Source organism: Bacteroidia bacterium, from assembly GCA_039924845.1.
Taxonomy (GTDB): Bacteria; Bacteroidota; Bacteroidia; order DATLTG01; family DATLTG01; genus DATLTG01.
Genome location: JBDTAC010000002.1, coordinates 1 through 12,742 on the forward strand (window position 1 = coordinate 1; position 12,742 = coordinate 12,742).

At 34.6% G+C, this 12,742-nt stretch carries 11 protein-coding genes; 6 read left to right on the plus strand and 5 right to left on the minus strand.

The window, feature by feature from the left end; genetic code table 11:
- Window positions 1-29 precede the first annotated feature (29 nt).
- Both ABIZ51_00310 and ABIZ51_00315 read left to right on the plus strand, forming a co-directional pair.
- Window positions 30-755, plus strand: coding sequence for a hypothetical protein (locus tag ABIZ51_00310; protein ID MEO7087215.1), 726 nt, complete (start codon window positions 30-32; stop codon window positions 753-755).
- Between the two features lie 393 nt (window positions 756-1,148).
- On the plus strand, window positions 1,149-1,934 hold the full coding sequence (locus ABIZ51_00315; protein ID MEO7087216.1) for a C4-type zinc ribbon domain-containing protein: 786 nt from the start codon (window positions 1,149-1,151) through the stop codon (window positions 1,932-1,934).
- An 87-nt stretch (window positions 1,935-2,021) separates the two neighbouring features.
- Here ABIZ51_00315 and ABIZ51_00320 read toward each other — a convergent pair whose 3' ends face one another.
- Window positions 2,022-2,750, minus strand: a complete 729-nt coding sequence (locus ABIZ51_00320) for an AcvB/VirJ family lysyl-phosphatidylglycerol hydrolase (protein ID MEO7087217.1) — start codon at window positions 2,748-2,750, stop codon at window positions 2,022-2,024.
- A gap of 64 nt (window positions 2,751-2,814) precedes the next feature.
- Complete coding sequence (locus ABIZ51_00325; protein ID MEO7087218.1) at window positions 2,815-4,908, minus strand: carboxy terminal-processing peptidase; 2,094 nt, start codon at window positions 4,906-4,908, stop codon at window positions 2,815-2,817.
- Window positions 4,909-5,074: 166 nt separating this feature from the next.
- On the opposite strand from ABIZ51_00325, the gene ABIZ51_00330 reads away from it, so the two are divergent.
- The 4 genes from ABIZ51_00330 to arfB all read left to right on the plus strand — a co-directional run bounded on the left by ABIZ51_00330 (window position 5,075) and on the right by arfB (window position 10,300).
- Complete coding sequence (locus ABIZ51_00330; protein ID MEO7087219.1) at window positions 5,075-5,653, plus strand: glutathione peroxidase; 579 nt, start codon at window positions 5,075-5,077, stop codon at window positions 5,651-5,653.
- A gap of 391 nt (window positions 5,654-6,044) precedes the next feature.
- Window positions 6,045-9,245, plus strand: a complete 3,201-nt coding sequence (secDF, locus tag ABIZ51_00335; GenBank protein MEO7087220.1) for a protein translocase subunit SecDF — start codon at window positions 6,045-6,047, stop codon at window positions 9,243-9,245.
- Between the two features lie 81 nt (window positions 9,246-9,326).
- Window positions 9,327-9,875: a GNAT family N-acetyltransferase gene (locus ABIZ51_00340; protein ID MEO7087221.1), complete on the plus strand. Its 549-nt coding sequence runs from the start codon at window positions 9,327-9,329 to the stop codon at window positions 9,873-9,875.
- A gap of 8 nt (window positions 9,876-9,883) precedes the next feature.
- Window positions 9,884-10,300 (plus strand): alternative ribosome rescue aminoacyl-tRNA hydrolase ArfB, encoded by a 417-nt coding sequence (arfB, locus tag ABIZ51_00345; GenBank protein ID MEO7087222.1) that lies wholly within the window; start codon window positions 9,884-9,886, stop codon window positions 10,298-10,300.
- A 72-nt stretch (window positions 10,301-10,372) separates the two neighbouring features.
- Here the strand turns inward: arfB and ABIZ51_00350 are convergent, their stop codons facing one another.
- The 3 genes from ABIZ51_00350 to recF form a co-directional block, all read right to left on the minus strand.
- Complete coding sequence (locus ABIZ51_00350) at window positions 10,373-11,080, minus strand: RNA pseudouridine synthase (protein MEO7087223.1); 708 nt, start codon at window positions 11,078-11,080, stop codon at window positions 10,373-10,375.
- Window positions 11,080-11,895, minus strand: coding sequence for a 3-methyl-2-oxobutanoate hydroxymethyltransferase (gene panB, locus ABIZ51_00355; protein ID MEO7087224.1), 816 nt, complete (start codon window positions 11,893-11,895; stop codon window positions 11,080-11,082). The genes ABIZ51_00350 and panB overlap by 1 nt, the downstream gene beginning before the upstream one ends.
- Window positions 11,896-12,020: 125 nt before the next feature.
- Window positions 12,021-12,742: DNA replication and repair protein RecF (gene recF / locus ABIZ51_00360; protein ID MEO7087225.1), on the minus strand; the 722-nt coding region annotated here is incomplete at its 5' end.

Here is a 12,742-nt window from a genome sequence, read left to right on the forward strand (position 1 = left end):
GTAATTGATATAATTCAAAAAAATAATTTATGTATAAAAAAATAATTTTTTTAGGACTTTTTTTAACTTGTATTGGTAAACTCAAATCACAAGTTGTTTATGTTGATCCTAATTTAATAAGAGGAGATATTTCTTTCACTCAAATGAATTTAAAATTTGATGGAATCCCTGTTCGTAAAGCAATAGGCTTACATACAAAAGTTGGGGGAAGAATTATTTCAGGTTTTATGAGTGCAAAAAATAAAATTTGTGTACGAGATGAATTTTTTCTTGATCTCACCTTAGGAAAATTAACCAGTACACCATTAACTTATTTTAACGAATCTGAGTCTAAATTTTCAACAGCCGGAATGTTTGGATATGAATTTTTGGTTGGTTACAGAACCGAAAAATATGCTGCTATGGGAGGTGTAAAATTACAATGGACAAATATTTTTATTGGAAGTAGTGAGTTTGTAGGTGATAAATTATTTATAAGTTCATCCTCACTTATGCTGAGAGGAGAATATAGGATAGGCGATGCAGAAGAGTTCAGAATTGTATTTATGGGTTGGAGTAATTTTAATTCTGAGAAAAATAATTCAGGATTTAATTTTGATTTTCCTATATCGAAGAAGCGTAGATTATGGCTTACGTTTCAATATCAGGCAATGAGCTATATTAATTCGGCTCCTGCTAATTTCGACAATGGTAAATATATTAATGGTTCATTTAATCAATGGTTTGCTGGGATTAAAGTAGGATCCATTTACTAATATCTAATTTGTCTCGGCTCTACTAAAATTGTTGCCATTTAAAAGTAACGTTTTCTTTTTTTATGAAAATTGTTTCGATGTTAAACCACTAAATAAATTATGTGGTCTTAACGGCTAACCTTCCGCTTTAAATTCTCATTTGAAAAATTACTTTTTTTCAGCATCTTAATTATTGTCAATCAATATTTGTACATCTGCATATTTTCAAATCAATTCTCAATTTTTTTCGCGCAGATTCTGAATCAAGTTTAAGATGACTGCTCACATTTCCTCGGTACATTTTCAAATCAATTTTTCTAATTTCTTATTTTGCGAATGCTTTATCGAAAAAAAATTCTAAATTTGCACTCCATTTATCAAAAATATACACCAATCCAATAAAATATATACAAAATGGCAAAAACAAAAAGTCAAGCAGACGAAAAATCAGAAATCTCTGTTCAAGCCAAGTTAAAGGCATTGTTCCAGTTACAAGATATTGATTCTAAAATAGACAAAATCAGAACTGTAAGAGGAGAATTGCCGATTGAAGTGAACGATTTGGAAGACATTGTTGCTGGTTTGCAAACGCGCATGGATAATTATGAGAAAGAAATTGCGGCGTACGAAGAAAATATTGTGGAGAAAAAGAACACTATCAAAGAATCGAATGCTGCGATAAAAAAATACGAAGGACAACAAAATAAAGTACGTAACAATCGCGAATACGACTCGATTACAAAAGAGTTGGAATTTCAAAATTTGGAAATTCAATTGAGCGAAAAACGCATCAAAGAATACAAAGCGGGAATTGCTTCAAAAAAAGAAATTATCGAGCAATCGTCTGAAGAATTGGCGCATCGCAAAAAAGAATTGAAAACCAAAAAGAATGAGTTGGAAGATATCATCAAAGAAACAGAAAAGGATGAAGCTGCCTTGTTGAAAAAATCAAAAGTAGCGGAAAGTTTAATTGAAGATCGTTTGCTATCTGCGTACAAAAGAATTCGTTCGAATGCCATTAATGGCTTAGGTGTTGTTACTGTTCAGCGTGATGCTTGCGGAGGTTGTTTTAATAAAATTCCGCCACAACGTCAGTTGGATATTAGTATGCACAAAAAAATTATTGTGTGCGAACATTGCGGAAGAATTTTGGTAGATGCTTCTTTTGCAACTGAAAAAACAGCAAAGGCAAGCGCATAATTTATTTTAGAAATTAAAAAACCTCTTCAATTGATTGAAGAGGTTTTTTTGTGCGTGAAAAATTATTTTTTGGAAAGTCTTTTTTAGCTAATACGGTTCCAAATTTAAAAAGTGACCGATCGTTTTATTGAGTTTATCGTACGCATCGCCAAAATAATGCCCGCCTGGAAGTTCGATGTAGTTTAAATTTGTTTTTTTTAGGACTATGGAAAGTGAATAGGAATTATCATCACAAATAATAAACAGCGGATATTTTTTCAAGCGTTTTACTTCTGGCAAAACGCGCGCACCATCTCGATAAGGAAAAATATAATTAATTAATTTAATTTCAAACTTCGTACTTTGGCTGGGAGCAATCATCACGACCCCAGAAATTTTTTTTTTGATTGCGTGAGGAAGGCGATTGACACCAAATGGCAATACATCCGATCCCATTGAAAAGCCTACAAAAATGATGTTTTTTTTATGCCATTTAAAACTGTAATAATTGTAGATGCGTTGCAATTGCTTGGCAAAAACGCGCGGCTTTTCTTCTTTCCAAAAATCTTTTTTTGTGTCTAAGCCAACGGTAGCAATATTTTTAGAAACAAAATAATTTGCCAATTTATCCACTAACGTTTTCCAGCCGCCATCTCCTGAAAGTACAATTGCCATGGTATCCGAATTGCCTTGTGCCGGAAACTCCAGTAATGGCAAATCAGCCACCGAATCTTTTTCAGCTAATTTTATTTTTTCGTTCTTCGGATTATTTCCGTGAATGGATGAGGGTTTTGAGCAACTCGAGAAAAAAATCCCTGCTATACAAATAAAAAGCAATTCAAAAAAATAATTTTTCAAGAGCTGTTTTTTAACTTTCTGTTTGGGCATTAACTTTCGGCAATTATTTCATGTCGTTAATCACGGAAGTGGCTTCGTACAAATCCACGTCTTTCTGCAACAGCTTGAACCACGCGTCTTGGCGAGCAATTTTAGAAGTATCCGTTTTCATCGTTAACGCATCTTCTTTTAAGGAAGAAATTTTCATTTGCGGAATAACTGAATAAATGGCATCGTATTTTTTCATATACGTTCTGTTGGCTTTATCTTCCTGTTGATAGGTTTTCAAATTGAGTGAAAAAACTGTTTTTTTCTTTTCTTGTTTGAAATAATTGGCTTCTTCCTCCATCAATTTATAGGTAGGATTGGCTGCAATTCTTTTTTCACTTTCGGCTTCAATTTTTTGGTAATTGATGGCAGGATCATTCCATGTTTGATAAGTAGCCGCATCAATTTTATCCCAAGGCAGCGGATAATCCTGATCTTTTTCGCGTTCGTCAATGTATTGATACACATACGGAACAATAATATCGGGTGTAACCCCCTTTATTTGAGTGGCTCCGCCGTTGATGCGATAAAACTTTTCAATCGTAATTTTAACAGAACCCATTGGTTTCAGGCTATCGTAGCTTCCGGAAAGGTAATCGTCTAAATTAAAAATTTGCTGAACTGTCCCTTTTCCAAAAGTAGCTTGCGAGCCGATAATAATTCCACGTTTGTAATCCTGAATGGCAGCTGCGAATATTTCGGATGCGGATGCACTGTTGGTATTCACCATTACGGCTAAAGGTCCGCTGTAGATGATGGATGGATCTTTGTCATTTAATGGTACAGCTTCTCTATTTCTGCTTTTTACTTGCACAATAGGACCTTGCGAAATAAACAATCCAGCCATTTTTACGACGTCCTGCAAAGAGCCGCCGCCATTGTCGCGTAAGTCTATAATAATTCCTTTTACATTTTCCTTTTCAAGTTTTATTAATTCTTTTTTCACATCATCGGCACAGGTTCTGGAACCATTTCGATCAAAATCAGTATAAAAAATAGGTAAACGAATGTATCCAATTTTGTTTTTATTATCAATGATAGCAGAGTGTGCATAGGTTTCATCAATCACCACTATATCACGGATAATTGGGATTACCAATGTACTTCCATCCAGTTTTTTTACGGTCAATTTTACTTGTGTACCTTTTTTTCCGCGTATTAATTGTACCGCATCGTCCAATTCCATTCCAATTACGTCTACTGGTTCAGCTGCTCCTTGCGCTACTTTTTCAATAATATCTCCGGCTTTCAATTCTCCTTCTTTCCACGAAGCACTTCCTGGAACAATGCTGGTAACCTTGATATTTCCGTCTTTTTGTTGCAATTGCGCTCCAATTCCTTCTAATTGTCCAGTCATGGCGATGTCAAAATTCTGCTTTTCTTTCGGAGCGAAATATTCGGTATGTGGATCATACGTATTCGCGATGGTGCTGATGTACGAAGACAAGCGATCGTTTTCCGTGATGCCATCCAAACGTTTAAAAAAATCAGCATTTGATTTCAATACTTTTTGGCGTGCATCGATTTCGAGTTGCGAAAAGCTTTTTTTCACCACCGTATCTTTTTTCGTTGAATCTGCTTTTTGCGCGTTGATTAAATCTGCCAATCTTGCCATGGTTTGGTATTTCAAATAAATATACCATTGTTGTTTTAAATCGTTGGTATCTTTCGCATAGGCGAGTTTATCGGGGTCGGTTTGAATACTATCATTGGTCGTAAAATCAAAAGGTTTTGAAAGAATTTCTTTGTAAAAACGCTCGTCTTGCGCGGTGCGTTCCTTAATTATTTTAATAGACAAATCAAAAAAGTCGAATTTACCAGCTTTCAATTCGTCGTCCAATTGAAATTCGTATTGTTTTAATTGCGCTACATCGGATTGAACTAAAAATTTTTTATTGAAATCCAATCGTTTCATATACAATTTATAAATGCGCTCCGACAAACTGTCGTTCACGTCTTGCGGTTGAAAATGCGCGGTATTCAAGGCATCCAAAATCATTTGTTCTAATACTTGGCGTTTCTCCGGATTGCTATCAGAACCTTTGTAGGAAACAAAAAGCAAAAATCCGGTAAGGATTAAAAACGATACAATGGTTTTGGATTTGGTCATAAAAAGATGTTCTTAAAAAAATAATTAATTTAGCTGTCTGTTACGAGGAAACAAATGTAATCAGATTTCTATTTTCTTTCACGTTTTAACATCTTTTATCAAATAAAATTCGTACGTCTTGAAAAATAATTTTTCGAATCCTATTTTAAATCCTAAAAAAACAACCATGAAAAAAATAATTTTTTCAACCACTTTTATATTGTCGCTGATGGCTTGCAAAGAAATTTTATCGAAACCAACCGGCAATTTGCAAACGCTTAAATCAAGTACTTCTTTTTATGATTTTAAAATGAAATCATTGGATGGCGATACGATTGATTTTAGTCGTTACAAAGGCAAAAAAATATTGATTGTAAATACCGCATCGAAGTGCGGATTTACGCCACAATACGCGGATTTAGAAAAATTGCACGAACAATATGGTGACAAAGTGGTGATTCTTGGATTTCCAGCAAATAATTTTGCACATCAAGAACCAGGAACCAGCAGTGATATTAAATCATTTTGTGCCAAAAATTACGGTGTAAAATTTCAGATGTTTGAAAAAATTTCGGTGAAAGGTGATGATCAATGCGCATTGTACAAATGGCTTTCTCACAAAGAATTGAACGGATGGAATGATCAAGCGCCAACTTGGAATTTCTGTAAATATTTGATTAATGAAAAAGGGGAATTGGTAAAATTTTTCTCTTCTACCGTAACGCCGATGAGTCCGGAAATTATTGCTGCGATTACTACAAAATAATTTTAAGCGAATAAATTAAAAAAGGTGTTTGAAAAATTAATTTTTCAAACACCTTTTTTAAAGATCAATTTTGGACTTCGAAAAAATAATTTTTTGAACCCGCTTTTCGCTTTACGCAGATAAATAAGAATATTTTATTGATTGTATGAATATTGAGCTTATTGTTAGCCATTGTCTTTAAATTTCTAAATCAATGCTCAATTCCTCATTTTCCTTTGCTTTGGAAGGGCTTAGCGTGAGGCTTATTCCATAAGTGAATTCGGAGCAGAATCATTTAAAAATACATGTTCTTTTTAAAAAAATAAACAGGCTCTAAATAATAACAAATAATATTCTATATTTGCACCCTTAAAAAAAGAAAGAACAATACTTCAATTAATACGTTTAGATTATGCAAAACAAAGGTGCCATCAGGTTTTTCGCGATATTATTAGCAATAACTTGTGCTTATTACCTCACATTTACTTATGTAACCAATAAGGTTGAAAAGGCTGCAAAACAATATGGTCAAGATTATTCCCAAAAGCCAGCCGTTGTAAAATCGGCGAAAGATTTTGCCGGAAATGATGCTGCCAAAGAAAGCTTTTATTTAGATTCTATTTCCTTAGAAAGACAAAATTTCTATTTGGATTCTATCAAAAATCAGCCTGTTTACGATATTCTTATCAATAAATTTACGTATGAAGATTGTAAGGAAAGAGCCATCAATTTAGGATTGGATTTACGTGGAGGAATGAACATTACACTCGAAATTTCGGAACCGGATATTATTCGTTCCCTTTCCAATAACAATACTGATATCGGATTTAACAAAGCCATTGCTGATGCAGAATTACAACAAAAAACTTCTACAAAAGATTTTGTAACGCTTTTTGGCGAAGCGTTTAAACAAGATAATCCGAACGCACATTTGTCTGCATATTTCCAAACCATCGAATTAAAAAATAAAATAAGTTACAATACTTCCGATGATGATGTAATTAAATTTTTACGTTCCAGCGTCAATGAAGCCATTGCTACGTCGAAAGAAACTTTGCGTGCGCGGATTGATAAATTTGGTGTTACACAACCCAATATCCAATTGTTATCGGGTTCTGGTAGGATTTTAGTGGAATTGCCAGGTGTAAGCGACAAAGAGCGTGTTCGTAAATTATTAGAAGGTACAGCCAATCTGGAATTTTGGGAAACATACGAAAATACAGATGTATATCCTTTGTTGGAAAAAGCAAACAACCGCTTGAGAGATTTGCTTGCCCTTAAAACAGATATAGATACTACTTTAAGCGCGAAAAAAGATACCTCGAATTCACTTTCAAACCCGGCACAAAAATTAGTTGTTTCAGACAAAGAAATAAAAAGTGCAAAAAATGAGAAAGTAGCTTCAAAAGAAGACAGTGCTTCCTTGAAAAAAGATTCTGCTAAAGTGGCTTCTAAATCATTGATGCAGCAAATGAGTCACGATAGTGGTACGCAAGCTGCAGCCAAAGGAAGTTTAAATCCGAAAGATACTTCGATGGAAAAAGTGAAAAAGGAAAATCCTTTATTCATGGTATTGCGTCCAGCTGTTTATCAAGATAAAGACGGTTACAAAGTAGCGCCTGGTCCGGTTGTTGGTTATGCTCGTATTATTGATACATCGGTGGTTAACCAGTACTTAAGTAACCCGAAAATAAAAGCGATTTTTCCTCCCAACATTCGTTTTTTATGGACATTCAAACCCTTCAACAAAGAAGGAACAGCTTTGCAATTGGTTGCCATTAAAATTACCAGCCGTGATGGAAAAGCACCACTTTCAGGCGATATTATTACAGATGCTAGTAAAGAATTTGATCAAAAAGGAGGAGGAAATCCTCAAATATCCATGACTATGACAGCAGAAGCTGCTCAAACATGGAGAAGATTAACGAAAGACAATATCGGAAAAAGTATCGCTATTGTACTCGACAACAGTGTATATTCCTTTCCTACGGTACAAGCCGAAATTGCTGGAGGTGTATCTCAAATTACTGGTAATTTTACCGTACGTGAAGCAGACGATTTAGTAAACATTTTAAAAGCTGGTAAATTACCTGCTCCAGCTCACATTGTACAAGAAGCTACGGTAGGACCTACTTTGGGTAAAGAAGCCATTCATTCTGGCGTACTTTCCTTTGCGGTAGCCATGGTTATTGTGTTATTATTTATGGGTTTGTATTACAACAAAGCCGGTTGGGTAGCGGATATGGCGATGCTTGTGAACGTGTTTTTTGTAATGGGAGTTTTGGCTTCCTTAGGCGCCGTTCTTACTTTACCTGGACTTGCTGGTATTGTACTTACCATTGGTATGTCTGTAGATGCGAACATCCTTGTTTTTGAAAGGATACGTGAGGAATTGGATCGCGGAAAAGGAAAAGCGCTTGCCATCAGAGAAGGATATAAACACGCCTTGCCTTCCATCGTCGATTCAAACATTACGACACTCTTACTCGGTATCGTATTGTATGTGTTCGGAACAGGACCCATTCAAGGTTTTGCAACGACTTTGATTATTGGAATTCTTTGTTCTATGTTCTCTGCAATTTTTATTTCAAGATTAATTTTTGAACGTTTGTTGAATAAAAACAGAGAAATTTCTTTCTCTAATAAATTTACAGAACATGCTTTCAAAAATATTAAAATTGACTTTGTTGGAAAACGTAAATACTATTACATTTTTTCAGGATTGGTTATTTTTGCGGGTATCATTTCTTACACACAAAGAGGTTTTAGTTTAGGTGTTGATTTTAAAGGTGGACGTAGTTATGTGGTCCGTTTTGATCAACCTGTTACAACGGCGCAAGTAGGCGATGATTTAACGAAAACTTTTGGAGGTGTAGCACCGGAAGTAAAAACGTACGGAGAAAATACGCAATTGAAAATTACTACTTCTTATTTAATTGATGACAACTCTAACAATGCCGAAAATAAAGTAGAAACAGCATTAAAAACAGGCTTGGCTCCGCTCAATAATCATTTTGAAATTATGAGCTCCGAAAAAGTAGGCGAAACGGTTTCTGCGGATATTAAATCCAAAGCATTGTGGTCAATTTTCTTTGCTTGCGTCATCATGTTCGTGTACATTTTTATTCGATTCAAAAAATGGCAATATGGCTTGGGAGGCGTGGTAGCTTTGCTTCACGATGCACTCTTCATTTTAAGTTGCTTTACTTTATTGCATGGATATTTGAATTTCTCCTTGGAAATAGATCAAGCATTTATTGCTGCGATTTTAACGGTAATGAGTTATTCCATCAACGATACTGTGGTGGTATTTGATAGAATCAGGGAATATTTGAGAGAAACGCACAAAAAAGACTTGGAACCTGCTGAACGTAATTCCATTATTAATTATGCTTTGAACAGTACTTTAAGCAGAACAATCAATACATCCTTAACTATTTTCTTTGTATTGCTTGCCATCTTTATATTCGGCGGAGAAACAATCAAAGGCTTCTCTTTCGCTTTGTTGATAGGTATTTTCATCGGAACGTATTCTTCCATTTGTATCGCAACACCAATTGTTGTTGATTTTGAAAGAAAACATGTTGCTGAAACAAGCACTTCAAAAAAATAATTTTTCAAACTGATTTTAACGCCTCGAAAAAATATTTTTTCGAGGCGTTTTTTTTGCTCTTCTATAATTGAAATAAAACGTATGCAAACAAATTATTTTATTCCTTTTCCGATTTTTACCACCGAACGATTAATGTTACGTCAGCTTGAAAATAGCGACGATGTGGCTATTTCCTCGCTTCGTTCCAACAAACAAGTCAATATGTTTATTGAGCAACGACAAAAAGAAACAACAGTTGAAGAGGCTCAAAAATTTATTGCAAAAATCAATAAAGGAATTTCTGAAAATGCCAATGTGTTGTGGGCAATTACAGGAAAAGAAGATGAGAAATTAATGGGTACTATTTGTTTATGGAATTTTTCGGACGATAAAAAAACGGCAGAATTGGGCTACGAATTATTTCCTGAATTTCACCGAAAAGGAATCATGAATGAAGCTTTTCAACCCATTATTGATTTTGCTTTTTCTGTTTTAAAACTTACTAAAATCGAAGCATTTACGCATCGAGAAAATATCCATTCCATTTCCCTTCTGATAAAAAATAATTTTCAATTGGAAGAAAACAGAAGCGACGAAGACAATGAAAACAATATTATTTTTGCATTGACAGAAAAAATAATTTCGCAATAAAAACAAAAATGGCAGTTGAAAAAATTCCAAATCTAAGTTCTGAAATCACCTTTAAAACTAGTCGTAGTGGTGGGAAAGGCGGACAAAATGTGAACAAAGTTTCTACCAAAGTGGAATTGGATTTCGACGTAAAAAATTCTATTTTATTAACGGAAGAACAGAAAATAATTATTTTTCAGAAGCTTGCGAAACGCATCACAAAAGAAGGAATTTTACAAATTATTGTTCAAATAGAACGCTCGCAATTGGGCAATAAACAAATCGCAGAAAAAAAGTTTTACGAGCTGCTGAAAAAAAGTTTTTTGAAATCGAAAAAACGAATCGCGACACGCGTAAGCAAAGCTGTCAAAGAAAAGCGCTTGGTTGGTAAAAAAAATATTTCTGCAAAAAAGAAAAATAGATCTGGAAAAATTAGTTTTGAATAATTGAAAAATTATTTTTTGAAGCCATTTCTTTTCCACTTCAAAAACCCATTCAAAAAATTATTTTTTCAAACGCTAAATTTTCACTTTCAAATTCGAAGTCATTTTCACAAATTCATTCCATAAAGAATCATTTGGCGGCGGCGCTGTGATAGAAATAGGTTCTTGTTTTACTGGATGAATAAAATCTACTTTTCGCGAATGCAAATGGATGGAAGCATTGGGATTACTGCGATTAAAACCATATTTCAAATCGCCTTTTATCGGACAACCAATCGCAGCTAATTGGACACGAATTTGATGATGTCTGCCTGTAAGCGGATTTATTTCCAACAAATGATAATTGTCGGAACTGCACAAAATACGATATTCTAACTCCGATTTCAGCGCGCCATTTATTTCTTTTTCGTAAGCTTTAGATTTATTATTTGCTTCTGTTTTTTTTAGAAAGTGAACCAAATGATCTTGCTCTTTCGGCGGACGATTTTTCACAACAGCCCAATATGTTTTTTTAATTTCTTTGTTGCGAAACAATTCGTTGATGCGCTCCAAAGCCTTGCTGGTTTTGGCAAAAATAACAATTCCGCTAACCGGACGATCAATGCGATGCGTCACTCCCAAAAAAACATCTCCAGGTTTATTGTATTTCGCTTTCAGGAAAATTTTCAGGTGCTCGCTCAAAGGCGTATCGCCTGTTTTATCGCCTTGCACAATGTCTGATGGCTTTTTATTGACAATAATTAAATGATTGTCTTCGTAAAGAATTTCGGGCGTATACACCATTAATATTGTTCTTTATTGTTCGGGAAATCTTTCGATTTAATATCCTTAATATAATTTTTCACAGCATTATTTATATCGTCAAAAAGATTCAAATAACGTCTCAAAAAACGCGGACTAAATTCATTTGTCATACCAATCATATCGTGCAAAACAAGCACTTGTCCGTCTACACCATTTCCTGCGCCAATTCCGATTACAGGAATCGTTAATTGCGCTGCTACTTTTGTTGCCAAGGATGCAGGAATTTTTTCCAACACCAAGGCAAAACATCCTGCTTCTTCTAATTTTTTGGCGTCTTCTATCAAACGCAATGCTTCGGTTTCTTCTTTCGCGCGAACGGTGTACGTTCCAAATTTATAAATGGATTGCGGCGTTAATCCTAAATGTCCCATCACCGGAATTCCTGCAGATAAAATGCGTTTTACGGATTCGATTACTTCTTGTCCGCCTTCTAATTTTACAGCGTGTGCGCCACTTTCCTTCATTATTTTGATGGATGAATTTAATGCTTCTTTCGAATTTCCTTGATACGAACCGAAAGGTAAATCTACTACTACCAAAGCTCTGTCTACTGCGCGAATAACGGATGAAGCGTGATAAATCATTTGATCCAAGGTAATTGGCAACGTGGTTTCGTGACCAGCCATTACGTTGGAAGCCGAATCTCCTACCAAAATCACATCAATTCCAGCATGATCAATAATGCGCGCCATCGAAAAATCATACGCCGTAAGCATCGCAATTTTTTCCCCTTTGCGTTTCATTTCTTGTAAAACGTGCGTAGTTACTTTTTTTATTTCTTTATTTACAGACATGCGAAAAATATTTTTTTGAGAGATGATAGCGCAAAGCTACAAATTGTTAGGAATGTACGCGAAATTAATTCTAAAAAGCGTTTTGAAAAATTATTTTTTGGAAGCTAAAAAATTGCTTCTGAAAATTATACGATTGCGCCATTTTTAATACGAAACATTTTTAATGCTATTTTTTTTTCATTGAAAAGCGCTTCTATTTTTAAGGCATTGGTATCGGTAATAAAAACTTGTCCGAATTGTTCACTGCTCACCAAATCCATGAGTTGGCGCACTCTTTTGTCGTCTAAGCGATCGTGTATATCATCCAATAGTAAAATAGGAGTGGTGCCTTTTATTTTTTTAATGAAATCGAATTGTGCTAATTTTAAAGCAATGAGATACGATTTTTGTTGCCCTTGTGAACCAAATTTTTTTACTGGAAATTGATCCATCGTAAATTGCAAATCATCTTTGTGAATGCCTGCGGTAGAATGTTGCAAAACCCGATCCTTCTGTAACGCATTTTCCAAAATCTCTTCAAAACTATTTCGATTTAATTGCGAAATATATTCTAACTCAACTTTTTCGTTCCCTCCTGAAATTAACTCGTAATACTTCTGAAACGTTGGAATAAAAGCATCTACGAATTTTTTTCGCTCTGAAAAAATTTTTTTTCCGTAGCCCATTAATTGATCGTTCCAAATATCGAGCGACTCTTTTTCAAAATTTCTACTTTCCGAAAACCTTTTCAATAAAGCGTTTCGTTGCGAAAGTGCTTTGTTGTAATTAATCAAATCGTCTAAATAATTTCGATTGAATTGCGAAATAACGCTGTCGGTAAATTTTCTTCGACTTTCGCTTCCTTCGG

Excerpts from the sequence above, each read along its gene's own strand:
- ABIZ51_00310 (MEO7087215.1), top strand. The coding sequence starts at position 30 with ATGTATAAAAAAATAATTTTTTTAGGACTTTTTTTAACTTGTATTGGT.
- ABIZ51_00350 (MEO7087223.1), bottom strand. The coding sequence starts at position 11,080 with ATGGTGTATACGCCCGAAATTCTTTACGAAGACAATCATTTAATTATT.
- ABIZ51_00325 (MEO7087218.1), bottom strand. The coding sequence starts at position 4,908 with ATGACCAAATCCAAAACCATTGTATCGTTTTTAATCCTTACCGGATTT.
- ABIZ51_00330 (MEO7087219.1), top strand. The coding sequence starts at position 5,075 with ATGAAAAAAATAATTTTTTCAACCACTTTTATATTGTCGCTGATGGCT.
- panB (MEO7087224.1), bottom strand. The coding sequence starts at position 11,895 with ATGTCTGTAAATAAAGAAATAAAAAAAGTAACTACGCACGTTTTACAA.
- secDF (MEO7087220.1), top strand. The coding sequence starts at position 6,045 with ATGCAAAACAAAGGTGCCATCAGGTTTTTCGCGATATTATTAGCAATA.
- ABIZ51_00340 (MEO7087221.1), top strand. The coding sequence starts at position 9,327 with ATGCAAACAAATTATTTTATTCCTTTTCCGATTTTTACCACCGAACGA.
- ABIZ51_00315 (MEO7087216.1), top strand. The coding sequence starts at position 1,149 with ATGGCAAAAACAAAAAGTCAAGCAGACGAAAAATCAGAAATCTCTGTT.
- arfB (MEO7087222.1), top strand. The coding sequence starts at position 9,884 with ATGGCAGTTGAAAAAATTCCAAATCTAAGTTCTGAAATCACCTTTAAA.